Source organism: Paenibacillus sp. FSL M7-0656 (assembly GCF_038003225.1).
GTDB lineage: Bacteria > Bacillota > Bacilli > Paenibacillales > Paenibacillaceae > Paenibacillus > Paenibacillus amylolyticus.
Map to the genome: position 1 here is coordinate 5784422 of NZ_JBBOOT010000001.1, position 24838 is coordinate 5809259.

The 24838-nt window shown below is 46.8% G+C and carries 24 protein-coding genes; 20 read left to right on the plus strand and 4 right to left on the minus strand.

The features are described 5' to 3' along the window. Positions 1-58: 58 nt before the first annotated feature. The 8 genes from aspS (at position 59) to MHI01_RS25545 (ending at position 10205) form a co-directional block, all read left to right on the plus strand. Positions 59-1837: an aspartate--tRNA ligase gene (aspS, locus tag MHI01_RS25510; protein ID WP_036616911.1), complete on the plus strand. Its 1779-nt coding sequence runs from the start codon at positions 59-61 to the stop codon at positions 1835-1837. Between the two features lie 18 nt (positions 1838-1855). Beyond that, the gene (locus MHI01_RS25515) at positions 1856-2614 is read left to right on the plus strand and encodes a tRNA threonylcarbamoyladenosine dehydratase (protein ID WP_282320412.1); all 759 of its coding nucleotides are present in this window, start codon (positions 1856-1858) and stop codon (positions 2612-2614) included. Between the two features lie 244 nt (positions 2615-2858). Continuing rightward, the gene (locus MHI01_RS25520; RefSeq protein WP_036616916.1) at positions 2859-4157 is read left to right on the plus strand and encodes an NCS2 family permease; all 1299 of its coding nucleotides are present in this window, start codon (positions 2859-2861) and stop codon (positions 4155-4157) included. 73 nt (positions 4158-4230) lie between these two features. Then, positions 4231-6030 (plus strand): ABC transporter ATP-binding protein, encoded by a 1800-nt coding sequence (locus tag MHI01_RS25525; protein WP_340984373.1) that lies wholly within the window; start codon positions 4231-4233, stop codon positions 6028-6030. A gap of 148 nt (positions 6031-6178) precedes the next feature. Then, positions 6179-6844 (plus strand): TetR/AcrR family transcriptional regulator, encoded by a 666-nt coding sequence (locus tag MHI01_RS25530; protein ID WP_127551060.1) that lies wholly within the window; start codon positions 6179-6181, stop codon positions 6842-6844. Between the two features lie 36 nt (positions 6845-6880). Beyond that, the gene (locus tag MHI01_RS25535) at positions 6881-7672 is read left to right on the plus strand and encodes a DUF4097 family beta strand repeat-containing protein (RefSeq protein ID WP_340906760.1); all 792 of its coding nucleotides are present in this window, start codon (positions 6881-6883) and stop codon (positions 7670-7672) included. Positions 7673-7716: 44 nt separating this feature from the next. Next, positions 7717-7887, plus strand: a complete 171-nt coding sequence (locus tag MHI01_RS25540; protein ID WP_164783408.1) for a hypothetical protein — start codon at positions 7717-7719, stop codon at positions 7885-7887. A 137-nt stretch (positions 7888-8024) separates the two neighbouring features. Beyond that, positions 8025-10205 (plus strand): HelD family protein, encoded by a 2181-nt coding sequence (locus MHI01_RS25545; RefSeq protein ID WP_076252953.1) that lies wholly within the window; start codon positions 8025-8027, stop codon positions 10203-10205. A 123-nt stretch (positions 10206-10328) separates the two neighbouring features. Here MHI01_RS25545 and MHI01_RS25550 read toward each other — a convergent pair whose 3' ends face one another. Both MHI01_RS25550 and MHI01_RS25555 read right to left on the minus strand, forming a co-directional pair. Then, positions 10329-11231, minus strand: a complete 903-nt coding sequence (locus MHI01_RS25550; protein WP_076252952.1) for a DMT family transporter — start codon at positions 11229-11231, stop codon at positions 10329-10331. Continuing rightward, positions 11228-11971, minus strand: coding sequence for an SDR family NAD(P)-dependent oxidoreductase (locus tag MHI01_RS25555; protein WP_076252951.1), 744 nt, complete (start codon positions 11969-11971; stop codon positions 11228-11230). Before MHI01_RS25555 ends, MHI01_RS25550 begins: the two co-directional genes overlap by 4 nt. Before the next feature lie 136 nt (positions 11972-12107). On the opposite strand from MHI01_RS25555, the gene MHI01_RS25560 reads away from it, so the two are divergent. The 4 genes from MHI01_RS25560 to crcB are packed head-to-tail and all read left to right on the plus strand — an operon-like array spanning position 12108 to position 15139. Next, positions 12108-12998 (plus strand): LysR family transcriptional regulator, encoded by an 891-nt coding sequence (locus MHI01_RS25560; protein WP_340984374.1) that lies wholly within the window; start codon positions 12108-12110, stop codon positions 12996-12998. A 42-nt stretch (positions 12999-13040) separates the two neighbouring features. Further along, on the plus strand, positions 13041-14348 hold the full coding sequence (locus MHI01_RS25565) for a replication-associated recombination protein A (RefSeq protein WP_282320419.1): 1308 nt from the start codon (positions 13041-13043) through the stop codon (positions 14346-14348). Positions 14349-14381: 33 nt separating this feature from the next. Next, complete coding sequence (locus tag MHI01_RS25570) at positions 14382-14783, plus strand: fluoride efflux transporter FluC (RefSeq protein WP_340984375.1); 402 nt, start codon at positions 14382-14384, stop codon at positions 14781-14783. After that, entirely contained in the window at positions 14780-15139 is a 360-nt protein-coding gene (crcB, locus tag MHI01_RS25575) for a fluoride efflux transporter CrcB (RefSeq protein ID WP_340984376.1), read from the plus strand. The genes MHI01_RS25570 and crcB overlap by 4 nt, the downstream gene beginning before the upstream one ends. A 131-nt stretch (positions 15140-15270) precedes the next feature. Here crcB and mnmA read toward each other — a convergent pair whose 3' ends face one another. Then, entirely contained in the window at positions 15271-16395 is a 1125-nt protein-coding gene (mnmA, locus tag MHI01_RS25580; RefSeq protein WP_036616942.1) for a tRNA 2-thiouridine(34) synthase MnmA, read from the minus strand. A gap of 321 nt (positions 16396-16716) precedes the next feature. Between mnmA and cymR the strand changes: the two genes are divergently transcribed. Next, positions 16717-17136 carry a cysteine metabolism transcriptional regulator CymR gene (gene cymR / locus MHI01_RS25585; RefSeq protein WP_017686811.1) on the plus strand — a complete coding sequence of 140 codons (420 nt, stop codon included), beginning with the start codon at positions 16717-16719 and terminating at the stop codon, positions 17134-17136. Positions 17137-17413: 277 nt separating this feature from the next. On the opposite strand, the gene MHI01_RS25590 is transcribed toward cymR, so the two are convergent. Beyond that, positions 17414-17713, minus strand: a complete 300-nt coding sequence (locus MHI01_RS25590) for a hypothetical protein (RefSeq protein WP_340984377.1) — start codon at positions 17711-17713, stop codon at positions 17414-17416. Between the two features lie 132 nt (positions 17714-17845). Between MHI01_RS25590 and MHI01_RS25595 the strand changes: the two genes are divergently transcribed. The 7 genes from MHI01_RS25595 (at position 17846) to MHI01_RS25625 (ending at position 24834) form a co-directional block, all read left to right on the plus strand. Further along, positions 17846-18997: a cysteine desulfurase family protein gene (locus tag MHI01_RS25595; RefSeq protein WP_036674524.1), complete on the plus strand. Its 1152-nt coding sequence runs from the start codon at positions 17846-17848 to the stop codon at positions 18995-18997. Between the two features lie 164 nt (positions 18998-19161). Then, the gene (locus MHI01_RS25600; RefSeq protein WP_017686814.1) at positions 19162-19683 is read left to right on the plus strand and encodes a PRC-barrel domain-containing protein; all 522 of its coding nucleotides are present in this window, start codon (positions 19162-19164) and stop codon (positions 19681-19683) included. A gap of 10 nt (positions 19684-19693) precedes the next feature. Continuing rightward, positions 19694-19903 carry a hypothetical protein gene (locus MHI01_RS25605; protein WP_017686815.1) on the plus strand — a complete coding sequence of 70 codons (210 nt, stop codon included), beginning with the start codon at positions 19694-19696 and terminating at the stop codon, positions 19901-19903. 295 nt (positions 19904-20198) lie between these two features. Then, the gene (locus MHI01_RS25610) at positions 20199-21266 is read left to right on the plus strand and encodes an AI-2E family transporter (RefSeq protein WP_091027676.1); all 1068 of its coding nucleotides are present in this window, start codon (positions 20199-20201) and stop codon (positions 21264-21266) included. 434 nt (positions 21267-21700) lie between these two features. Continuing rightward, positions 21701-24331 carry an alanine--tRNA ligase gene (alaS, locus tag MHI01_RS25615; protein ID WP_105601814.1) on the plus strand — a complete coding sequence of 877 codons (2631 nt, stop codon included), beginning with the start codon at positions 21701-21703 and terminating at the stop codon, positions 24329-24331. Between the two features lie 97 nt (positions 24332-24428). Then, a complete protein-coding gene (locus MHI01_RS25620) occupies positions 24429-24590 on the plus strand; it encodes a hypothetical protein (protein WP_235193975.1) in 162 nt (53 codons plus the stop codon). Next, entirely contained in the window at positions 24574-24834 is a 261-nt protein-coding gene (locus MHI01_RS25625; protein ID WP_036616950.1) for an IreB family regulatory phosphoprotein, read from the plus strand. Before MHI01_RS25620 ends, MHI01_RS25625 begins: the two co-directional genes overlap by 17 nt. The last annotated feature ends 4 nt before the right edge of the window (positions 24835-24838 follow it).

Here is a 24838-nt window from a genome sequence, read left to right on the forward strand (position 1 = left end):
AAGAGCAGGTACTAACTGCCCACACAGAACGGAAATTCACATAATGAGGAGTTTGGTTATGAAAAGAAGTCATCATTGCGGCGCATTAACACCCGCACACATCGGTGAAACAGTAACATTGAACGGTTGGGTTCAGACCCGCCGTGACTTGGGGGGCGTACTCTTCATCGACCTGCGTGATCGCAGCGGGATTGTACAAGTTGTCTTTAACCCGGCTTATTCCGGTGAAGCTCTGCAAATCGCAGATCGCGTACGTAGCGAGTATGTTATCGCTGTAACGGGTAAAGTCGTTAAACGTGATGCTGAAACAGTTAACAAAAACCTGCCTACTGGCGAAATTGAAGTTCAAATCACAGAAATCGAAGTGCTCAATGCAGCCAAAACACCTCCATTCTTCATTGAAGATGGTGTCGAAGTTGATGAATCCCTTCGTTTGAAATATCGTTACCTGGACCTGCGTCGTCCGGAAATGTTCGAAACATTGAAACTGCGTTCCAAAGCATCCAAAGTGTTCCGTGACTACCTGGATGGAGAAGAGTTCGTTGAAGTGGAAACACCAATCCTGACTAAGAGCTCCCCGGAAGGTGCACGTGATTATCTCGTACCGAGCCGTGTGCATGAAGGTGAATTCTTCGCCTTGCCACAATCCCCACAAATCTACAAACAGTTGCTGATGGTGGGTGGCGTTGAGCGTTATTATCAGATCGCTCGTTGTTTCCGGGATGAGGATCTGCGTGCAGACCGTCAACCAGAATTCACTCAAGTCGACATCGAGACTTCTTTCTTGCAACAGGATGACCTGCTGCCAATGATGGAAGAACTGATGGCCAAATTGCTGCGTGAAACCAAAGGAATTGAGCTGGAACTGCCTTTCCAACGGATTACGTATGCAGATGCAATGGGTAAATACGGTTCAGACAAACCAGATCTGCGCTTTGGTATGGAACTGGTTGAAATGAACGATATCGTAGCAAACAGTGGTGTGAAAGTATTTGCTTCTGTCATCGAAAAAGGTGGAGAAGTGAAAGTGCTGAACGCTAAAGGCTGTGGTACATGGAGTCGTAAAGAGATCGATGATCTCGGACCATTTGCTGCACGTTACGGTGCTAAAGGTCTGGCTTGGATTCAAGTGAAAGACGGCGAGTTCAAAGGACCAATCGTGAAGTTCTTCACGCCTGAAGAAATCGAAGCTGTCAAAGAGCGCACTGGTGCTGAAGATGGCGACTTGTTGCTCTTCTCCGCAGACACGAAAAAAGTGGTTGCTGACGTTCTGGGCGCTTTGCGTCTGAAAATCGGCCGTCAACTGGGTCTGATTGATGACAGCAAATTCAAATTTGCTTGGGTTGTGGACTTCCCACTCCTCGGATATGATGAAGATGCGAAACGTTATGTGGCAGAACACCATCCGTTCACTCGTCCAAAAGACGAAGATGTACATCTCTTTGACACTGATCCGGGTGCAATCCGCGCTCAAGCCTATGACCTTGTTCTCAATGGTTATGAAGTAGGTGGTGGTTCAATGCGTATCTACAAACGTGATGTTCAGGAGAAAATGTTTGCTGCCCTTGGACTCTCTACAGAAGTAGCGAATGAGAAATTCGGCTACCTGCTGGAAGCATTCGAATATGGAACTCCACCGCATGGTGGTATTGCCTTTGGTTTGGACCGCCTCGTGATGTTGCTGGCAGGCCGCACGAATCTGCGTGAAACGATTGCCTTCCCGAAAACGGCAAGTGCAACGGATCTGCTCATGAATGCACCTTCTGAAGTGGATGACTCTCAATTGGAACAACTTCACATCCGTGTAGCCCGTAAACCGGTAGCGGAAAAGAAATAAAGGAGGCATCGATTCTCAATGCTCCATCAATTTTCAAGAACAGAACTTGCGATCGGACCTGAAGGTCTGGACACGTTGAAGAATAGTACAGTCGCTGTGCTCGGTATTGGCGGCGTAGGTGGTATTGCTGTAGAAGCTCTTGCCCGTAGCGGCGTTGGGCGTATCATCCTGATTGATAAGGACGTCGTGGACATCACCAATATTAACCGCCAGATTCATGCTCTGACTACGACAGTGGGGCAGAAAAAAGCGGATCTGATGGTGGAACGTGTGAAACTGATCAATCCGGAATGTGATGCAATTGCCCTGAATATGTTTTACACGGAAGAAACATATGAGGAATTGTTCAAATATGATCTGGATTATGTGCTGGATGCATCCGACACGATTATCTACAAAATCCATCTCATTAAAGAGTGCCTGAAACGTAAAATTCCGATGATTTCGAGTATGGGTGCGGCGAATAAAATGGACCCGACGAAATTCCAGGTTGCAGATATTTCGAAAACGACCATGGACCCGATTGCCCGTGTTGTGCGTACGACACTTCGTAAAGACGGCATCAAAAAAGGTGTGAAAGTGGTCTTCTCAACTGAAAAGCCGATGAAACCGCGTGAGGATGTAACACAAAAAATCGTTCCCGAGAATGCTCCGGAAATTCGCAAGGCTAAACAGCCACCTGCGAGTAACTCATTTGTGCCTCCGGTAGCCGGACTGATTATGGTCAGTGTTGCGATTAAGGATTTGTTAGAAATTGCAGAGAACAAGCAGCTGTAACTTGTTTCCAACTGAAGAAGCGTGGATGCTGATAAGGCATCTGCGCTTTTTTGTGTGATCATACTTCGCAAGAGAGGAGCGGATGGGACGTCAATCGTCTATGATAGCCGAACTGTATTCCTAGATAAATGTCAGAGTTACGTCATGTACTTCAAAGTCAAAACCGTGTATGATATTCACTGCTGCGCGAAATGATGATACATACATAAAGAATTTGCGGCTACAGAGAGGGGAATAGAACGAAATGAAACACGGATGGATGACCAGACGTCTTGGCATGGAGCCAGGAGACCAGTGGAAGAAGGAAGTTGTGGCGGGAGCCATTTCCTATTTTGCCGTGGTCTATATCGTTATGGTCAATGCTACAATTCTTTCCGATGCCGGGATGCCTTTGCAGGCAGCTATGGTTGGAACACTGCTGACGTCCATTGCAGGATGTTTGCTCATGGCATTTGGCGGAAAATCACCGATTATCGTGGTACCCGGAATGGGGATTAATGCATTTTTCACGTATACACTTGTACATTCCATGAAATTAAGCTGGCAAGAAGCGCTGGCTGTTGTAACCGTTACAGGTATACTGTTTGCCATTGTTGCGTTTACGTCACTATACAAAATGATCAGCGAAGCAATCCCGAAAAATCTGCAGCATGGCATTACGGTCGGGATTGGTTTGTTTCTGACATTTATCGGTTTGCAAAAAAGTGGAATCGTTATCGCACATCAGACCACGTTTGTTGCGATTGGGCATTTCAATGATCCCAATGTCATTACAGCCTGCGTTACGCTGGTGCTTGCCTTGATTTTATTTATACGTAACGTACAGGGTGGACTTCTGATCAGTATTCTGGTCGGGACAGGCCTTGCCTATGTACTTGGTGCAGTGAACCCGGGTGAGTCCGTATCAGCTATGGATGCGCTGCGTCAATACGGCGGCTTGTTTGGCGAATTATCTTTGATGAAACTGGCTGATGTCGCATTCTGGATCGCGGTATTTTTGCTACTGCTAATTGTGGTGTTCGAAAATATCGGATTAATTACCGCTCAGACACAGATGATTGGTCGTCCAGAGCGGTTCAAAGGAAGTCTACGCGCACTATCCATTAGTACCGTATTGGCAGGCGTATTCGGAAGCAGCCCTCCAGTTGCTGCAGCCGAGACTACAGCCGGAATTGCAGCAGGCGGTCGCACAGGTTTGACTCCGCTCGTTACAGCCGTGTTATTCGGGGCTACTTTTTTCTTCATCCCACTGCTCGGTTACATTCCGGACAGTGCAATTGCACCCATTTTGATCATTATTGGTGGCCTGATGGTACAAGGTGTGAAAGATATGGATTTTGGTGACTTCACAGAGGCATTCCCGGCATTTCTGATCATGGTCATGATTCCATTTACATATAGCATCGTGGACGGTATGGCGTTTGGATTTATTGCCTATCCATTAGCGAAGCTGGCAGCAGGTCAAGGTAAACAGGTGCCTGTGGTCATGTATGGCATTTCCATCCTCTTTTTAGCCAACTTTGTGTTGCATGGAGTTTTGTAATAACAAAAGGCAACGTCATGTAAGTTCATACGTATGATCTCTGGTGAGCAGATGGAGAACGGGAGGAACGGGAATGGAAGAGCAGCAACAAACAGGGCAGAATGAACCGAAGGTAGGAAAAAAGGGATTTAAGGATTTCGTCAAGCTTATCGCTTCCACGAACCCGCCAAAACTGATCTTGATTCTGGCCCTCATCTTAACCCTGATTCAAACTACAGCCGGACTGATCGTGCCATTGATGACCAAAGGTCTGATTGATGGATTAACCACTTCGGCATTGAACAAATCTGTTATTTTGTTATTGCTTGGGGCATTTGTGATTCAGGCGATTTCCTCGGGTATTAGCATTTATATGTTAAATTACGCCGGACAACGCGTCGTCGCAACACTTCGCACCAAGCTGTGGAACAAGGTATTGTCGCTACGAATGCCGTATTTCGACCGCAATCGTACAGGCGATACGATGAGCCGGATTACGAATGATACAAGCCAGATCATGACGTTGATCGCGGATTATCTGGTTTCCTTTGTATCCAACATCGTTGCTGTTGTGGGTGGCGTGGCATTACTATTTTACTTGGATTGGGTGATGTCGCTCATTATTCTGAGTCTGGTGCCGCTTACGCTGTTGATTCTGTTGCCGGTCGGGAAGAAAATGTACAAGATCTCCAAGAAGCAGCAGGATGAGATGGCTGGTCTTACGTCCGTGCTCAGTCAGGTTATTGGCGAGATCCGCTTGGTGAAAGCTTACGGAACGGAGAAACAGGAAGTGGAAGCAGGAGATTCCCGGATTCGTAAAATGTTTGCTTTTGGCTTGCAGGAAGCGCGCATTCTTGCTCTGATCGGTCCTTTGTTTACATTTGTCATGACTGCCGTTCTAGTCGTTATTCTGGGTGTGGGGGGAATGCGCGTAGCGTCTGGACTGTTGTCGCCTGGTGAACTGGTTGCGTTCATTTTACTGTTGTTCCAGGTCATTATGCCAATGGGACAATTCACGACGTTATACTCTCGTTTGCAAAAAGTCGTAGGTGCAACGGAGCGCATACAAGCGATCCTTGCCGATGAGGAAGAGCCACATGACAGCACTAAGGTAGCGCCAAAAGGAAATGAGACGATTGCATTCCATGATGTACATTTTTCCTATGTTACAGGTGAGGAAGTGTTGCACGGAATCAATTTGACGGTACCTACACAAAAAGTGACAGCCATTGTCGGTCCAAGCGGTAGCGGCAAATCAACACTGTTCTCTTTGATGGAGCAGTTTTATATGCCCGATTCAGGCCATATTTCATATGGGGGACAAGCCATAACAGATTATTCTTTGGCCTCCTGGCGCAGCAAGATTGGGTATGTATCTCAGGAAAGTCCACTTATGGCGGGTACGATCAAAGACAACATCACGTACGGATTAGGTCGTGAGGCCACGATGGATGAGATCCGGCGAGCTGCTGAGATGGCCTATTCTGCCGACTTTATCGACAAGCTGCCACAGGGCTATGACACGGAAGTGGGCGAGAGGGGAATCAAGTTATCCGGGGGCCAACGTCAGCGGATTGCTATTGCTCGTGCCTTACTGCGCAGTCCGGATATTCTTATGTTGGATGAAGCGACATCCAGTCTGGACAGCACCTCGGAGTATGAAGTACAGCAAGCATTGTCCAATCTGATGGAAGGAAGAACTACGATCGTGATCGCGCACCGATTGTCCACAGTGGTGGATTCCGATCAGATTGTTGTATTGGAGCATGGGCATGTTACCGGAACAGGAACTCATACGGAATTAATTAGCAATCATCCGGTATACCGTGAATTAGCGCAGAAACAGTTTGTGGCACAGGAAGGCAATGCAACTACAGTACAAAACGAAGAGTAATTCTCATTAATGCAGGGTCTCCGTAATACCCATGAGGTATTTCAACGGAGATCCTTTTTGCTCATCCTTTAAATTCCTCATATTTACAATAAGACCAACATACTCTATATTATAGATACCGACCGTTGGTATGTATAAGGAGGAACTTATGGCCAGAAATAAATATCCTGAGCAGACACTGGACCTGATTCTGACTGTCTCAACTCAAATGTTTACCGAAAAGGGATATGAAAAGACCAGTATTCAAGACATTATAGATGAATTAGGTATGTCCAAAGGTGCAATATATCATCATTTCAAATCCAAGGAGGATATCCTTAGTGCTGTGATGGAGAAGGAGCTTGGGCGCGCAGAAGACATGTTTATGGAACTCATCCAGAACACGCATGCTCCGAATGCCAGGCAGAAGCTCATCAGTATTTTGGAAAATATTATCGTTGATCCTGGAATCCAGTCCAACTCAATTGATCAGGTTCTAAGCACTCAGATCAAGAATCCGCAGTTTGTTCTTGGAGGGATCAGAAAAGGTGTTCTGAAGGATGCACGAATTATTTCCAATATTATGGAACAAGGCAAGGAAGATGGGTCCATTTCAGTCGAATATCCGCTGGAGTGTGCTGAAATCTTCATGTTGCTCGTTAATATCTGGATTAACCCTCTTCTTTTTGGCAGAGATCAGGAGCAGACATTGGAAAGGCTTAAGTTTTTGCAACACATGATGAAGCTCTTGGGAGCAGATATCGTTAGCGAACAGCTCATTCAGCGAATTACGAATCGCCATGCCAGCACAGGAGGCTATGCGGAGGCGGAATAAACATATACCTGATTGTTTGAAATGGAGAGGGAAAAGATGTTGAAAAGTAGTGAGCTTGCCATATGCAAGAGCATAGACATTGATCAACCCATTCATGATATACAGTTAAATTGGTTGTCAGGAGATATCAGAGTTCTTCCGAGTGTGGATGAACTGATTCACGTTATGCAATATGCGGATGCGTGCTTTTCCAAGCGAAGGCTGATGCAAGTTAACATACGAGGGGATACCTTAAGCATTGTAGACGGGAGAAAAAGGAGAGGCCTCGTTGGAATAAATATTGCTAGAACAGCATTGGAGATTCAGCTTCCTGATCGGGTTTTTGATCGTATTTTACTAAACTCCACAGGAGGACAACTCCGGTTGAATCGGCTTCTGGCCACTCGCTGTCAATGTAAGATCACCTCAGGTAGTGTAGACCTATCAGGGAGGATGGATGAGCTTGAACTGTGCGCATTGGCATCGATAGTGAAAGGGCAGCACCTTAGTGCAGATAAATTCAATCTTCAATCCAGTTCAGCCAAGATCGACATATCAGGGGAATTCCGTCACTTGCAGTATACAACTACAGGCAGAGGATTGAATATGGATTGTCTCAAGATGCCGGAGAGCTTGCATTCCGTATCCACAGGATCAAAAGTAGTGGTTTCCATTCCAGATAACGAAGGTTTCCGAATTTTACTTAAAAGAAGATCAGGAGCGTTAAAAAGCGAATTTGATTTGACCCCCCTTCATGGGGACAGCAACTGTCTAATACACAAAAGTGGAAAAAGTGAATTCCAAGTGGATATTCGAGGAGGAGCTTTTCATCTAAAATCCAGGAAATGAGAGACTGTTCGTGTGTACTGAAAACAAAGGGGGCGGTAGGTATAATGGCTGGTTGGATTGTAGGGATTAGTTTCTCCACCATCGTACTGCTAATCGGGATTTACGGCGCATTAAACAGCAGGCGCAGGCTGGCCAGAAACAAGTGGGCCTGGTGGTTTATTCTGTTTGGTTGTTGTGCGCTTGTCAGTGCCATCATTAATTATCAATTCAGATGAGCCTCATATATTACAAAAGTAAGCCTACAAAAACGGATGTGGCTTTCAATTGCCCTATGTGATATAGTAAGTATCCTTTTGTATTGCCAGATCTAGGCGATGCAGAGCAAAACATATTCTTAGGAGGTAACTGAAACATGTCAGACAGCTTTCAAAGTGCCTATCAAGAAGAAGAGTACAGGTTAGAGCGAACGATGGAGGAAGTGGATAGTCAGCTGGAACGACTGCAGAACATTCCGGTATACACCGGCCACGACTTCACAGAACAAGTGCTGGAAGCTGGACGCGAAGAGCGCCGCACCGCCTTGTCCAAGAGCGCGCAGCAACCCTATTTCGGACGCTTGGATTTCGAAGAACAGGGCAGTGGTGCACGGAAACCGCTGTATATTGGCAAAATTGGCGTAGACCGCGAAGAGGTGGGAGAGCATCCGCTCGTCATCGACTGGCGTGCTCCTGTCGCAAGCCTGTTTTACTCATTTACGGGAGGGGAAGCCTCCGCTACGTATGAAGCCCCGGAAGGGCTTATTGAAGGTCTCGTATATCTGAAACGAAACGTTGTCATTCGGCAGCGGATATTGGAACGTGTGGCGGATACATATAACCGTGACAGCGACCAGCCAGCGGTATCTGATGAATTCCTCGTTTATCGTCTCGGAGAGAACAAGGATAACAAACTGCGTGATATCGTATCTACGATTCAAGCGGAGCAGGATCTGATTATTCGTGCGGCGAGAAACACTGCATTGATCATTCAGGGTGTAGCTGGATCCGGGAAAACGACGGTTGCCCTGCATCGACTTGCCTTTTTGCTATATCAGTATAAGGAGCAGGTATCTGCGGAGAAAATGGTTATTTTTGCACCCAACCATATGTTCCTGGACTACATTTCTGATGTGCTTCCGGAACTTGGAGTAGGGGACATTCAACAGCGGACATTCCCGGATTGGGCGATGAACCTGCTGGGGCTGGATATGCCTTTGGCGAATACGTCGGATACATTGAACACCTGGTTCGAAAAACCTGATGCACGACCTGAATTGAATGATGATGTACCTGGGCGTTACAAAGGATCCATCCGTTTCATGGAGCTTATTCGAGAATGGTTGTCGGGGATGGAAGCGGATTCCGTACCGGATACGGACTTCAGTCCATGGGATGGTAAGGTGCTTAGCAAGACAGAGATCGAGAACTGGTTCGGTGAGGAATACAAACATTATCCACTGGCCAAACGCAAAGAACGGGTTATGGCGAGAGTTCACCGCTGGATTGAGATGGAACTTAAGAAACCGATGCCAGAAGCTGTGCGTAAAGAACGCAAGAAAAAAGCGTCTACTCGTGAGAAAGCTTATGCCAAAAAATGGCCTCAATACGAGCCGCTTACGTTATACAAACAGCTGTTCAAAGCTGGAAAGGGCGGCTGTGTGCCAGCCTCGCTCAGCGGGCTGATTCCAAAACTAGTCATGAAACAAACCGCAGCAGATCTGAAACAGGATATCGTCCGTGAAGAGGATCTGCCTGCATTGGTATACATTCATACATTGGTCCATGATATTGAGGGCTCGGAGCGGTTTGATCATATTGTGATCGATGAAGCGCAGGACTTTTCCCCTTTTCATGTGGCGTTATTGGATCAGTTCGTCAAAGGGCATTCCTTCACCATACTGGGTGACTTGTCTCAAGGCATTCATGAGTACCGTGGTGTTCATGCGTGGGAAGAGATGAGTTCTTTATTTCCTGAGGAACAGAATGCATACTTTGCATTGACCCGAAGTTATCGTTCAACGATGGAAATTATCGATTATGCCAACACGATTCTGGAACGTGGTGTCAAGAGCGGGATTACGGCGATTCCTGTTTTCCGTAGTGGTGATCCGGTTCGGACGTTGGCTTATGGAGGCGAAGGGCGGACGGCGAGTCTGGAGCAGGCTTTGAAGCTGTTAACGGTCAAAGACTACCGAACGGTCTCCATCCTGACTCGTACACTGCATGAAGCAGAGGAACTTCACCGTGACCTACAGGCCGCAGGCTGGGATCTAAACTTGATCGATGGTGGCAAAAAGCAGTACACAGGTGGGCACTCCGTTTTACCGGTCTATCTGTCTAAAGGGTTGGAGTTTGATGCCGTTATTGTGGCAGACGTAGATCAGAAGCATTATTTGCCAAATGCAGGTGATGCAAAGCTGTTGTACGTTGGTTGTACACGGGCCTTGCACGAATTGTGGTTGTTCCATGACGGTGAACTGCCGATCTATGCGGCTGCAACACATAATCCCGATGGCGAGTCCGTAACCATTCAGGGTTGGCCAGAGCTTGGCTAGATAAAGTTTATTTATACAGAAAAAGGCATGACGTTTATGGAGAGTCCCATAAGCGCATGCCTTTTTTGCTTTTGTGCGAGAAATGATTAATCTTCCAAGGAAGAACGATGGGGGAGTTCAAGTTTATGTTACGCTATTTCTCATTCTGGATGAGCGACGGTTCACCAGGAATATGCCAACACCAATAAATAAACCGCCTGCTAATGCAAACCACTGAACGTGCTCTCCTAGTAAAATCCAACTCGATAGTACACCAAAGAACGGCGCCAGAAACAGATACGAACTGGTTTGGGCTGGGTCACTATTCTGAAGCAGATAAAACCAGAGTGAGAACTGAATGATGGAGCAAACAAGCGTTAACCAGAGCAGCGCCATAACCGAGGTGGTATTGATCGTAAAGTGAGGCTGTTCAGTCCATACGCTCAGCAGAAGCAACGCAGCACCTCCAGCAAGCATCTGATAGGCTGTTAAGACAAAAGTATCGTAGCCATTGCCCCAGCGTTTGATGAGCAATGTGGACACGGCAAAGGAGATCGCTCCACCAAATCCAATCCAGGTTCCGGGGCTAAAGCTCATTTGCATTCCAAAGGTTAACATAATCCCGATGAAACCGAGTATAACACCGATCCACTGACTGAAACGGTAGGTCACTCTATATAAGAGAGCACTGAGGATAATGACCAGTAGCGGATTGGTAAACGTAATAATGGCGGATTCACCGGATGTAATCCAGTTCATGCTGTAGTAGGCGCAGCCCATCACTCCTGCGGATTGGAACAGGCCAATAAGGATTATTTTCAACCAAGACTGCCATCCAGTAGGCAAAGGACGTTTACGAAGGAACAAGGCCATCAAGCCACCTGCCAGTATATAACGTATGCCCATGAGCAGGAAAGGTGGGGCATATAACATGCCGATCTTGCCAACTGGAAAAGAAGTGCCCATGATTAACGTTGTCAAAATGATCAATAATGTATATTTCAATGGTTTGATGATCCGGGTATCTTTATCATGACTGGAGCTCATAACGTCTGTCCGCTATCTACAGTAATTAGTTGCCCGGTCATGGATTGCTGTTCCAGCGCAGCACAGATCATGTGTGCGATATCTTCAGGTGAGGCAATATGCTGTAATAACACTTCTCCACCAAGACGATACATTCGCTCCTCGTTTCCAGCCCACCACCTTGTAGCAACTGCGCCAGGGACGATAGCATTCACCCGAATGTGTGGTGAGAGTGCGTGCGCAAGTGATAAAGTTAGACCGTGAACGGCCGCTTTGGAGACGGCGTAAGGGAGGCAGGAGCCCGAGCCCGTACTGCCTGCGATGCTGCCCAAATTCACGATAGAACCACCGCCAGCCTGTCTCATGCCTTCCGTCACTGCACGAGCGCAATGAAACATGCCTTTCACATTCACATCAAGTAGCTCATTCCAGACGTCATCTGTAACAGACTCCAGATCGTGCATGGGGATATGACGCGTGATTCCGGCGTTATTTACAAGTGCAGTGATCGGGCCGTAGGTTTCAGTTATTGTAGTGACCATCCGCCGGACATCAAGATCATTGGCAACATTAGCTTGAACGGCGAATGCATGGCCTCCCGTATCCAAAATGTGTTGAACAGTCTCTCTTGCTGCATCTTGTGAGCGGGAATAGTTGACAGCGACCAAGGCTCCGCGTTCAGCGAGCATCTCACTTACAGCACGTCCTATACCTGTTCCACCACCTGTGATCAGAGCAACTCTATTTTTCCAGTATGTCATGCTGAACACTCCTTATCATCATCCAGTCAGATGACTGGTTTGGGATCTACATGAATTGTAGTCCGGTTTACACATGAAGTATAATGATTGGTAATGAAGCGGATATCATTTTGAATGATGTCAGAGTGGAGGGACCATGGAGAGCGGGGATCTTAGAATATTTCAGTGTGTTGCACAGGAAGGGAATCTGACCAAAGCTGCCTCTAAACTGGGGTATGTTCAATCCAACGTAACGGCACGAATTCGGCATCTGGAAGCAGAAGTAGGTACAACGTTGTTCATTCGTCATAACCGAGGCATGACGTTATCTCCAGCCGGAGAGATGCTGCTGACCTATGCAGATAAAATTATTGGCTTGCTGAATGATGCTTCCAAGGCGCTTCGGGCGACGAGCACACCATCGGGTCCAATGCGAATAGGTTCTACACAAACCTCAGCGGCCGTGCGGCTACCTGAACTTTTCGTCAGATATTACAAACAGTATCCAGATGTCTCCTTGTCACTGGTTACTGGCAATTCGCAGATGCTTATGGATCAGGTTATTGGGTATGAATTGGAGGGAGCATTTATAGGCTGTCCCTGTGATCATCCTGATATCGTTTCTATTCCCGTATTTGATGAGGAACTATTTGTTGTCTATTCTGGTATGGGTCCTACGGATGAAGATCTTAAGAGTAAACCTATTCTTGTCTACAGCATGGGGTGTTCCTATCGTCAGGTTTTGGAGGAATGGTTAGAGGTGGGTGGTGTTACCAGTCCAGTAATTATGGAATTCGGAACCCTTGAAGCGATTATTAGTGGAGTTACGTCCGGTATGGGAATTTCCTTATTACCAGAGATTGTGATTAGGCATCAGATCAAAAATGGATTATTGCGCACGCATACACTCCCCGTAGGTATGAATCGCATGATGACTCATTTTATTACTCGCAAGGATACCTTTGTCAGCAGTGCACTTCATGCATTTATGGCTATGTTACCGCGAGAGTATGATATGATAGAGAGTGGAGAACCATCAGAAGTATAATTGTAATCAAGGCAAGGCAATCCGTTAAGGAAGTGATGAGCAATGGATTTATTTTCGTTTCAACAGGACTCAAAACCACAAGCTAGACTGCTCGCGGACCGCTTGCGGCCAGAGCATCTGGATGAATATATTGGACAGGAACATATTATTGGACCAGGGAAATTACTCCGGCGCGCCATCGAGGCTGATCAGATTTCGTCCATCTTGTTATACGGCCCTCCGGGATGTGGCAAGACAACCTTGGCACATATTATTTCCCAGCAAACGCAAGGACAGTTCGTACGTCTGAATGCAGTGGAAGCTTCCGTCAAGGATGTGCGTGAAGTTATCGAACAGGCCCAAACGAACAAACAGCTGTATGGAACAAAAACCATTTTGTTCCTCGACGAGGTACATCGGTTTAACAGTTCACGTCAGGATGCGCTATTGCCAGCGGTAGAGAAGGGTACGATTATTTTTATCGGCGCAACAACAGAGAATCCCTTTCATTATGTCAATGGAGCCTTGATGAGTCGCTCCACCCTGTTCCAGCTGGAATCGCTGAACAAGGATCATTCCCTAATTGCAATGCGCAGAGCATTGAGTGATGTGGACAAAGGTCTGGGGTTCATGGAACTACAGGCGGACGATGAGGCGCTAGAGCATATTGCCACGATGGCCAACGGAGATATTCGGCGTGCGCTTAATGCGCTTGAACTGGCTGCGTTGACCACGCCACCGGAGAAGGATGGGTCCATTCATATCACGCTTGGTGTAGCTGAAGAGTCTATTCGGCGCCCCATTGTGAAGGCAGATGAATCCACACAGTATGATGTGCTGTCTGCATTTCACAAGAGTATTCGGGGTTCCAGTGATGCGGCGTTGTTTTGGTTTCTATACGCGGTGGAGAAGCTCGGCATGGACCCGATGACCTTCATTCGGCGTCTGATTGCAGCGAGCAGTGAAGATATTGGACTTGCGAACCCGCAAGCCATGACTCAGGCGATTGGAGCACTTGATGCGTACCGAAATAACGGCTGGCCCGAAGCCAAGTTGAACATTGCACAAGCGATTCTGTTCGCGGTCGAAAGTCCAAAATCCAATGCGGTGTACACCGCCATTTCCAAAGCCATGAACGCGATTGATGAGGTGAAATCGGCAGAAGTTCCGCTTCACTTAAGAGATACGCATTACTCAGGTGCCGTGAAGCTTGGACATGAGGGCTATCAATATCCACACAACTATCCGGGGCATTACGTGAAACAAGAATATTTGCCAAAGCAGCTCTCACGGAGAGTATTCTATGAGGCAACGGAGCAGGGTAACGAATCGAAGATCAGGCTGAACCAACAGCGGCGCAGAGATCTATAAGATCAGTCAGATCACTCGGGAGATGCACACAACATGAAAGAGCTTTTGTATATAGGGGCGGGTGGATTTCTCGGTACATTGACCCGATATGCCATACAGTTAGCGATACCAACTGTCCATGGGGGGTTCCCATGGGCAGTGCTGTTAATCAATGCGATGGGCAGCCTTTTTTTGGGTTGGTTCTTTACCATAGCTGTTCCAGGCAAAATAACACCACAACTTCGACTGGCGATTGGTACAGGTTTTACTGGCGCATTTACGACATTCTCCACGTTTACGCTTGATATTGTTCGTTTATCCGAAGGGGGCGAATGGATCAGTGCCGCTATTTATATGATCGTGAGTCTGTTGGCAGGATTGTTGCTCTGTGCGCTGGGAATGAGCCTTGGAAAGCGTATGTTGGGAGCACAAAGACAAGAGGGTGATGCCTCATGATCCTGTGGATTGGTTTTGCAGGTGTGTTGGGTGCAGTACTGCGTTACAGTCTGGGAAAATGGGTCTCTGGCTTGCTGGGACCGGCTTTTCCGTGGGGAACATGGATCATCAACGTCAGTGGTTCACTGCTGCTTGGGTTGTTATATGGGTGGCATGTATCTGCAATGATCTCAGATGGAATCTGGGTGATGTGGGGAACCGGATTTTGCGGTGCGTACACCACGTTCTCTACCTTTGGTTATGAGACGTTAGGACTTATGGGTCGACAACGATACGCAAGCGCGGCGCTCTACGTTGTCAGTTCGGTTCTAGTTGGGGTGTTGGCCGCCTGGGCAGGAGTCTGGTTGACTGCATAACGAACTATTTTTTATTTTTTTGCAAAAATAAGCAGGAAAAAAGCCATCCTTCATGGTATACATGAAAGACGGCTTTTTTTATAGGGATACACGGTATTGTGTATAATCCGCATTTTAATGGACAAGCTCTATTATTGCATTGCGGGTACAGGTACTTTTTGCACCTGATCGATCGTACCCCCACCCAGGCAGACCTCTCCGTCGTAGAAAACAACGGCTTGTCCTGGCGTGATGGCTTTTTGCTGCTGGTCAAATTGTACATCCACACTTCCATCTTCCTGCCAGGTCAATGTTACACCTTGATCCGGCTGACGATAGCGGAATTTGGCAGTACAACGGTATGGCACATTAGGCATGTGCTCTGCACCAGCAATCCAGTTCACACCCGTTGCGGTAAGACCAGTGGAGTACAGGCTTGCATGGGCATCGCCCTGAACAACAAGTAGTTGATTCTTCTCCAGGTTCTTGTCTGCAACGAACCAGGGTTCACCATTGCCGGAACCACCAATGCCAAGACCTTGGCGCTGTCCAAGTGTGTAGTACATCAGACCGTCGTGGCGACCTTTGACTTCACCGGTTGCGATATCAACCATGTCTCCACCTTTGGCAGGCAGATAGTTACTCAGGAACTCTTTGAAATTACGCTCACCGATGAAGCAGACACCTGTGCTGTCTTTTTTCTTGGCAGTATACAAACCAGCCGCTTCTGCGATTTTGCGTACTTCCGGTTTGGGCAGATGACCAATCGGGAACATGGCTTTGGACAGCTGGTTCTGATTGAGTGCGTTAAGGAAATACGTTTGATCCTTATTGTTGTCCACACCACGAAGCAACTTGAGTGTGCCATCTTCTTCAATCAGACGAGCATAGTGTCCTGTGGCTACATAATCTGCGCCGAGATCCAGAGCTTTGTTCAGGAATTCACCAAATTTGATCTCACGATTACACATGACATCCGGATTTGGCGTGCGGCCCGACTTATATTCATCAAGGAAATAGGTAAATACTTTATCAAAATATTCTTTCTCGAAGTTGACAGTGTAGTAAGGAATGCCGATCTGTTCACATACGCGGCGTACATCCTCTGAATCTTCTTCAGCGGTACAGTGGCCGAACTCGTCGGTGTCATCCCAGTTTTTCATGAAAATGCCGATGACATCGTACCCTTGCTCTTTCAGCAGCAGTGCGGTAACGGAAGAATCGACACCTCCGGACATGCCAACGACGACCCGTGTATTTTCAATTGTTTTGGACATCGTTATCACCATTTCTATATATAAATGTGTTTCGTTTCTTATTCTAGCATAACCGGACTCAAGATACGATACACCCGGCCAATTTTGGATAGTGTCCACCACAGACGCACATTTTGGAATATCGTCAATCTTTCTTTTCCATAAAGCATGCAGATATGTTAACATTAGCTGAGGGTTATGATCGGAATACGGAGGATTAGAAGGTTTATGCTAATCTCAATGCATCTCCGCTGTGGACAGATCGTGAAACAGACGGTCATGGACCATAGGATTAAATATAAAGTTTCCAATCGTTTCTGAAAATTGAAAGAGGTGACTCCTTTGAAAATATCGACAAAAGGCCGTTACGGCCTCACAATCATGATGGAGCTTGCTGCCAGAATAGGCGAAGGCCCTACATCACTTAAAAGCATTGCTGAGCGCAACCAGCTCTCGGAGCATTACTTGGAGCAACTGATTGCTCCACTGCGTAATGCAGGACTGGTGAAAAGCATTAGAGGTGCTTACGGCGGTTATATCCTTGCGGGTGATCCTGCAACCGTGACTGCAGGCGATGTAATCCGTGTACTGGAAGGGCCAATCTCTCCAGTAGACTTCACGGAGGAAGATGATCCGGCGAAACGTGATCTGTGGTTGCGTATTCGTGACGGGATTGCGGAAGTATTGGATTCCACAACACTGAAAGACCTGATTACCTTCCAGGATCAGGACAAAAAAGACAGCTACATGTTCTACATTTAAGGTCACTAATTCGCATCACAGAAGACACAATAAAGCCCCCAACTTGGGGGCTTTAGACATGCCAATGGGTACTTTGTTCTGTTCTTCAATTTCTACGGATTATTTTAATTGAGTAGGGCTATGTATTCAGCCGTGGGATTTACAAGATGGTCAAGTGTGAACTTAACTGGATCACTTGTAAATCAGCGACCTTTTAAGGTTTCTATATCAGCTTCCATGCGTAACTGACGGCGATTCAAAATATCAATGCTGTGCTGATGGGTATTCAATTCGGTAGTTACTTTGCGTTCAGAGGCGGAGTGGAAGCGTCAAGACGTTTCGTAACGGTTAGTGTTTCCAGAACAGCTTGTTGAAGAAGCGGAATGTTTTTAGTTTGTTCCTCTATGGTGTCCAATCTGCCATCCATGGTATTCAGTCTGTCATCGACAGTGTCTAGTCTGTTCTCTACGGCACCGAGCCTCTCTTCCATAACATCGAGTCGGTGGTTTATTTTTCCAAGATGTCCATCAATACTGTCGAATCGTTTGTCCATTTGTTGAAGCTGATTCAGAATCTGCCCGAGAATGGGATCACTCATGTCTCTCTCTCCTTTTTGAAATGGATATATAACATTATACACGAAGATGTGACAATAGAGCATCCGTTTCAATTTCCAATTTTAATAGTTTGCCATGAGATAGAAATTTAACATATAACGGGGTGAAGATAAATGAAACGAATTTATTTGGATCACGCCGCATCGACACCTATGCATCCACAAGTCGCAGAAGCGATGATGAACGTCATGACAGGACAATTTGGCAATGCATCAAGTATCCATGCCTTTGGGCGTGAGGCCAAACGGACTGTCAGCGGAGCAAGGGATGTCATTGCGGCGTCTTTGGGCTGTTTCCCGGACGAATTGGTATTCACCGGAGGCGGCACGGAGAGCGACAATCTGGCAATCTTTGGAGCAGTCTCATCCAGGCAGGATAAGGGGAAACACGTCATTACAACCGCAATTGAGCACCACGCTGTCTTGCATACGTGTCAGGAATTGGAGCGGCAAGGTTATGAAGTAACCTATCTATCTGTGGATCGTCATGGACGAATAAATCTGGATGAGTTGCAAGAGGCCATTCGGCCGGATACGGTGCTGATTACCATGATGTATGCCAACAATGAAGTGGGCACCATTCAGCCGATTCGCGAGGTAGGTGAGCTTGCCCGTCAACATAATATCCTTTTCCATACCGATGCGGTTCAGGCTCTGGGCAGCCAGAATATTTCCTGTAAGGAACTGCCTGTGGATCTGATCAGCTTCTCTGCGCATAAAATCAACGGACCTCAGGGCGTGGGTGCACTCTATGTACGGCGAGGAATTGTGCTGGAAGCAAGAGCTCACGGTGGGTTGCAAGAGCGTCAGCGTCGGGCTGGTACGGAAAATATCGCAGGTATTACCGGATTTGCAGAGGCTCTCAAGATTGCATCAGCACAGACGGAGGTGCATCGTCAGCATGATTTGGAATTGCGTAAACTTTTGTTGGAACAGCTTGAAATTCATGTGGGTACGGAGCACTTTCACGTGAATGGACACCTGGAGCATACGCTGCCAAACATCCTGAATATCAGCTTTCCGGAAGTGTCCACAGAGACGATGTTAATGAATCTGGATATGGAAGGGATTGCTGTTGCAAGCGGTTCTGCCTGCACTTCCGGTTCACTTGAAGTCTCTCATGTGCTCAAAGCGATGAAATTGCCTGAAACATTTTTACACTCTGCGATTCGATTTAGCTGGGGATTGGGTAATACTACGGAAGAAATCATGATAACCGCCGAAAAAATTGGAACCATTCTTGGACGACTGCGTAATAGACCCTAAGGGGAACTTTACACATGGAACAGAAGGAGGGAAGAAGTTCCATTTCATCGGTTGGATAGAAGCGGTTTTGATGATCGGCGTCTGATTGCCACTCATCAACTTTGGGCATACCTAGCAATAGCGCCGCGCCTATTTAATGATAAGAAGATGAGGGGGATCCAGCGATGAAGCTTCAGGAAATGATCGGACTTGCCGTTTTTGATGTTGAGGACGGGAAGCAGGTCGGTAAAATCCAGGATTTCATTGTGAATGATGATTGGGAGATCGAAGGCATTGAGCTTGAGAACAAAGGTCTGTTTACCAATCATGTCAAAATCGTGCAGTGGCAAGATATCGTTGCCTACGGCGAAGATGCCGTCATGATCCGTAATCAACAGGCTGTCCGCAAGACGGGAGCCGACGACATAAAATACACGTACCTCCTCGGTCGGTCTAAATTGAAGGAGATGTCCGTGCTCACCGAAGAAGGTTTGCTGCTTGGGCGTGTCTCAGATGTTTATTTTGACCAAGAGTTGGGAAATACAATAATAGGGATTGAAATTACGGACGGTTTTGTGTCCGATCTGATCGAGGGCCGCAAATGGCTGCCATGTACAAGCGATATGTCCATCGGGGAAAGTGCCATTATGGTGCCGTCTCTGAGTGAACAACGCTTGGAAAATGCCATTCATTCTGTTAATGGATAGGTGAATGAATATGAAATGTCCAAACTGTAGTTCCAAAGATATCGGGAAAATTGGTTCCCACCAGTTTTATTGCTGGGGATGCTTTATTGAATTAACGGTGAACGGTGAGAAAATGTCTGTATATCAGGTGGAAGAAGACGGTACGCTGAGTTCCCTGGATGATCTGTTTTTCGGGGACGAGCTACCACAAGACTTCCCTCATCTTCACGCTTCTTCTTAATAAGCAGAATAACTTCCTCTATATGCGGTTTCATGACAATGTCTGTCATGGGAGGCTGGCGTTAATTGTTGGCAGATGTATATAGATGCGGTTACATAGTGGTTCGGCTGGTGTATGGTTGATTATATGCTAACCCGTACTGCAAAATGCGCTTCCTTCTCTAATGAAGGAGGCGTTTTTTGGGTTCAAGAAAAAAATGTTCGGATTGCTCCTTTCCACTTTTGCGCTGTGTTAATAAATATTACCTTTCCTACATATACTGACTCTCAGAGCCAGTCCAAAAGGAGAGATGCAAGTGGAGCAATTAACCAAAAACAAGCTGTTCCGTTACGCCATCTGGCTGCTGCTCGGATTGATCATTTTATATTTTATTTGGCTGCTGCGGCCTTTACTGCTTCACATTTATGCGTTCCTGAAAACAGTGCTGGCACCCTTTATCGTAGCCCTTATCATATCCTATGTACTTAATCCGATTGTCAGCATGCTGGGAGGGCGCAAGGTGCCGCGTACGATTGCGGTACTACTCATATATGCCTTTTTCCTGACCTGCCTCGGTGTCATTCTGATGAATGTCATTCCGGTATTGATTGAACAGCTAGGGGAACTCAACGAGCATATGCCGGAACTGTCCATGCGTGCCCAGAGCCTGATGAACAATATGGATCACAAATTAATGCCGCCAAGTGTGCGAACAGGCATGAACAGTTGGTTTTTTCAGATGGAGGATCGACTAACTCAGGGAATTACTGTGCTCATGGACAATATCGGGGCGACCATTAATGTGTTATTCAATGTGTTTATCGTGCCATTTCTGATCTTTTATATGTTAAAAGACTTTGAGGTGTTTGAGCGCACCATTGTGGCGTATCTTCCGCGTTCACGTCGTAAAGCGATTGTCTCGGTGATGAAAGAGATCGATACTGCACTGGGGAACTACATTCGGGGACAGTTTATTGTCTGTGTCATTGTTGGTATCTTTGCCTACATTGGTTATATCATCATTGATATGCCGTATGCCCTGCTACTTGCAAGCATTGTAGCTGTGTTTAACATTGTGCCCTACTTGGGGCCGTTCCTTGGAGCTGCTCCTGCTGTGGTCATGGCATCAACCGTATCGTTTAAAATGGTACTACTTGTTGTCATTGTGAACACACTGTGCCAGGTGTTGGAGAGTAACGTTATTTCTCCTCAGGTGGTGGGACGTACGTTGCATCTGCATCCACTGTCGATTATATTTGCACTGCTCGTCGGAGGTGAACTGGCAGGCATTGTAGGTTTAATTCTGGCAGTACCTGTTTTTGCCGTGCTGAAGGTGATTGTGCAACACTTTTTCGCCTATTACATCAAACGAAGGACCGACTAAATAGCAGGGTTAAAACATCAACGAGACCGCGTTGACACCCGCTTGTGCTACCGATATAATGAGTGTGTATGTTGAGAACATGAAATCGATGATGAAATAAAGTACGTCGAGGGTTCCTTTCCTCAGAGAATAGACTTCATCGGATCAGGGTGAGCCTGAACTGATGGCTGGAAGAGTCTTGAAAGATGAAGCGGCGGAAAGCTAATTTCGGAGTGCAGGACAACCCTGCCGGGAGCGACCGTTATTTCGCATGAACGAGGAGATTGTTTGTTTGTCCGGGCAGCAAGGGATGAACAGCAATAACCAGGGTGGTACCGCGATAACATCGTCCCTGATTATTCAGGGGCGTTTTTTGTGTTTATTTTTACAAAAACAATGTTGACCAACCGGAGCGAATACGCAACGGACTATTATAATTAATGGGGGCATCCAGTATGAAAGCCAGTGAAATCCGGTCCAAATGGATAGAGTTTTTTGCAAGTAAAGGTCACAAAATCGAGCCGAGCGCATCGCTCGTGCCTCACAACGATCCTTCTCTTTTGTGGATCAATGCAGGTATGGCGCCGCTCAAACCATATTTTGACGGACGTGAGAAGCCGGAGAACCCGCGTCTAGCGAACTCCCAAAAATGTATCCGTACCAATGATATCGAGAATGTTGGTAAAACGCGTCGTCACCATACGTTCTTCGAAATGCTCGGCAACTTCTCTATTGGAGATTACTTCAAGGAAGAGACCGTAACATGGGCTTGGGAATTCTTGACCAGCAAAGAGTGGATCGGATTCGATCCGGAACGTCTTTCCGTAACGGTATATCCGGAAGATGAAGAAGCTTTCAAACTGTGGAACGAAAAAGTAGGACTGCCTGCTGAGCGTATCATTAAATTGGATGAAAACTTCTGGGATATCGGCGAAGGCCCATGTGGACCTTGTACCGAGATCTTCTATGACCGCGGCGAAGCTTACGGAAACGACATGAGTGATCCTGAAATGTATCCAGGTGGGGAAAACGAACGTTACCTGGAAGTATGGAATCTGGTATTCTCCCAGTTCAACCATAACAAGGACGGTAGCTACACACCGCTTCCTAACAAAAACATTGATACAGGTGCAGGTTTGGAGCGTTTTGCTTCCATTCTGCAAAATGTGGATTCCAACTTCGACACAGACCTGTTCCAACCGATGATTCAAAGAACAGCCGCTCTTGCGGGTGTGAAATATAACGACAGCGTAGAGATTGATGTTGCATTGAAAGTCATTGCCGATCATATCCGTACGGTTGCTTTTGCAGTAGGCGATGGCGTTCTGCCAAGTAATGAAGGACGTGGATATGTCATCCGTCGCTTGCTTCGCCGTGCAGTTCGTTATGGAAAAGTGCTTGGACTTGACCGTCCATTCCTGTATGAATTGACAACAACCGTTGGTGAAGTGATGGGCATGTACTACCCTGAGGTAGTAGACAAACAGGAGTTCATCGCCAAAGTAATCAAAACCGAGGAAGAACGTTTCCACGAAACACTAACAGATGGTCTGGCTATTCTGGCTGATATCAGCGGCACAGCCAAATCCGAAGGACGCACCGTTATTAGCGGACCTGAAGCTTTCAAGCTGTATGATACGTACGGTTTCCCGTTTGACCTGACAGAAGATTATGCAGCAGAGCATGGTCTGACTGTGGACCGTGAAGGATTTGATGCTTCCATGCAGAAACAACGTGAGCTTGGACGTGCTGGGCGTCAAGAGAACGAGAGCATGAAAGTTCAAGGCGGACCACTTGCTGATCTGGAGGTTAAAAGCGAGTTTGTTGGTTATACTGACCTGTTGACGGAAGCAAAAGTGGTAGCCATCGTAGCTGGTGACGCCCTTGTTGAATCTGTAGGCGAAGGACAGACGTGTCAGGTTGTTCTGGACAAGACTCCGTTCTACGCGGAAAGTGGCGGTCAAGTGAGTGATCAGGGCTTGCTGCGAGGTGCTGGTGTAACAGCGAAAGTACAAGGTTTGTTCAAAGCTCCACTTGGACAACATGTACATCTGGTGACTGTGGAGTCTGGTGAACTTCGTGTAGGTGATGTGATCAACGCCGAAGTGGATTCAGCAAAACGTGGCGACATTATCAAAAACCATACGGCTACCCACTTGCTGCACAAGGCACTCAAAGATGTGCTCGGAACACACGTAAACCAGGCAGGATCGCTCGTAGAGCCACAACGTCTGCGGTTTGACTTCTCTCACTTCGGTAGTATTACGCCGGAAGAGTTGACAGAGATTGAACGTCAGGTGAATGAACAGATCTGGAATCGTCTGAACGTGAACATCGAGCTGAAAGCTATTGATGAAGCTAAAGAAATGGGTGCAATGGCCCTGTTTGGCGAAAAATATGGAGATATTGTACGTGTTGTTCAAGTAGGAGACTACAGTTTGGAACTTTGTGGCGGCTGTCACGTAAATAATACTTCAGAGATTGGAATCTTCAAACTGGTGAGCGAGAGTGGAATTGGCTCCGGCGTACGCCGGATCGAAGCTGTAACTGGCCGCGGCGCATATCTGTATGTGGAAAGCCAGTTGGAACTGCTTAAACAATCAGCAGCACTGCTCAAAGCAAATGTGGCTGATGTACCTAAACGGATTGAAGGTCTGAACCAACAACTGAAAGAAGCAGCCAGAGAGACTGAATCCCTGCAAAGCAAGCTGAGTGCTATGGAAGCGGGTCAATTGACCGATCAAGTGGTACAAGCAGGAAATACACAATTGCTGGCAGCACGCGTAGATGCTCCGAACATGGATGCGCTGCGTACAGTGGCAGATGAGTTGAAAGTAAAATTGCCTAACGCGGTACTCGTATTGGGTGCTCCAGCGGACGGCAAAGTGAATTTTGTTGTAGCAGTACCTGCTGAACAAGTAAAACAAGGATTACACGCAGGCAAAATCGTCAAAGAAGTCGCAGCAGTATGCGGCGGCGGTGGCGGTGGACGTCCAGATATGGCGCAAGCCGGAGGTAAGGATGCGACCAAGCTGGATGAAGCGCTGAAACTGGCGGTTTCGCTGGTTAGCGGGCATAATGCATAAATCCATTGAGCGGCTTTCAATCGTCAAAAAATAAATCGAAATGGTTCTGTTCGTTTATTTTTTGTACCCGAGAGCGTGTGGAATCGAATGATGCAATATGCTGAAGCCAGTAAAGGACAAGCAAAAAACACAATTGCCTTATCCTTTGTTTACTTGTGGCAGTCAGAATATGTTATTATATAAACAGAAATCAATTCGGCAGGACATGGTCCCCATGTTCATGCAGGAGCGAGGTGTCATCAATGGACTCCATGGATAAGACGGTTAAATTTAATGTGAAAGGTGACGAACAGGAAGCATCATCCAAAGAGATTCTTCTCACGGTATATGATGCATTGGTCGATAAGGAGTATAATCCGATCAACCAAATTGTTGGGTATCTGATTTCTGGAGACCCGGCATACATTCCTCGTCACAACAACGCACGTAGTCTGGTCCGTAAAAAGGAGCGCGATGAGCTGATTGAAGAGCTTGTACGTTCCTATCTGGCCAATCACCGGTAATGTA

Bases quoted from the DNA above. Each gene is read 5' to 3' on its own strand.
- aspS (WP_036616911.1), top strand. From the start codon at position 59: ATGAAAAGAAGTCATCATTGCGGCGCATTAACACCCGCACACATCGGT.
- MHI01_RS25515 (WP_282320412.1), top strand. From the start codon at position 1,856: ATGCTCCATCAATTTTCAAGAACAGAACTTGCGATCGGACCTGAAGGT.
- MHI01_RS25520 (WP_036616916.1), top strand. From the start codon at position 2,859: ATGAAACACGGATGGATGACCAGACGTCTTGGCATGGAGCCAGGAGAC.
- MHI01_RS25525 (WP_340984373.1), top strand. From the start codon at position 4,231: ATGGAAGAGCAGCAACAAACAGGGCAGAATGAACCGAAGGTAGGAAAA.
- MHI01_RS25530 (WP_127551060.1), top strand. From the start codon at position 6,179: ATGGCCAGAAATAAATATCCTGAGCAGACACTGGACCTGATTCTGACT.
- MHI01_RS25535 (WP_340906760.1), top strand. From the start codon at position 6,881: ATGTTGAAAAGTAGTGAGCTTGCCATATGCAAGAGCATAGACATTGAT.
- MHI01_RS25540 (WP_164783408.1), top strand. From the start codon at position 7,717: ATGGCTGGTTGGATTGTAGGGATTAGTTTCTCCACCATCGTACTGCTA.
- MHI01_RS25545 (WP_076252953.1), top strand. From the start codon at position 8,025: ATGTCAGACAGCTTTCAAAGTGCCTATCAAGAAGAAGAGTACAGGTTA.
- MHI01_RS25550 (WP_076252952.1), bottom strand. From the start codon at position 11,231: ATGAGCTCCAGTCATGATAAAGATACCCGGATCATCAAACCATTGAAA.
- MHI01_RS25555 (WP_076252951.1), bottom strand. From the start codon at position 11,971: ATGACATACTGGAAAAATAGAGTTGCTCTGATCACAGGTGGTGGAACA.
- MHI01_RS25560 (WP_340984374.1), top strand. From the start codon at position 12,108: ATGGAGAGCGGGGATCTTAGAATATTTCAGTGTGTTGCACAGGAAGGG.
- MHI01_RS25565 (WP_282320419.1), top strand. From the start codon at position 13,041: ATGGATTTATTTTCGTTTCAACAGGACTCAAAACCACAAGCTAGACTG.
- MHI01_RS25570 (WP_340984375.1), top strand. From the start codon at position 14,382: ATGAAAGAGCTTTTGTATATAGGGGCGGGTGGATTTCTCGGTACATTG.
- crcB (WP_340984376.1), top strand. From the start codon at position 14,780: ATGATCCTGTGGATTGGTTTTGCAGGTGTGTTGGGTGCAGTACTGCGT.
- mnmA (WP_036616942.1), bottom strand. From the start codon at position 16,395: ATGTCCAAAACAATTGAAAATACACGGGTCGTCGTTGGCATGTCCGGA.
- MHI01_RS25590 (WP_340984377.1), bottom strand. From the start codon at position 17,713: ATGAGTGATCCCATTCTCGGGCAGATTCTGAATCAGCTTCAACAAATG.
- MHI01_RS25595 (WP_036674524.1), top strand. From the start codon at position 17,846: ATGAAACGAATTTATTTGGATCACGCCGCATCGACACCTATGCATCCA.
- MHI01_RS25600 (WP_017686814.1), top strand. From the start codon at position 19,162: ATGAAGCTTCAGGAAATGATCGGACTTGCCGTTTTTGATGTTGAGGAC.
- MHI01_RS25605 (WP_017686815.1), top strand. From the start codon at position 19,694: ATGAAATGTCCAAACTGTAGTTCCAAAGATATCGGGAAAATTGGTTCC.
- alaS (WP_105601814.1), top strand. From the start codon at position 21,701: ATGAAAGCCAGTGAAATCCGGTCCAAATGGATAGAGTTTTTTGCAAGT.
- MHI01_RS25620 (WP_235193975.1), top strand. From the start codon at position 24,429: ATGCTGAAGCCAGTAAAGGACAAGCAAAAAACACAATTGCCTTATCCT.
- MHI01_RS25625 (WP_036616950.1), top strand. From the start codon at position 24,574: ATGGACTCCATGGATAAGACGGTTAAATTTAATGTGAAAGGTGACGAA.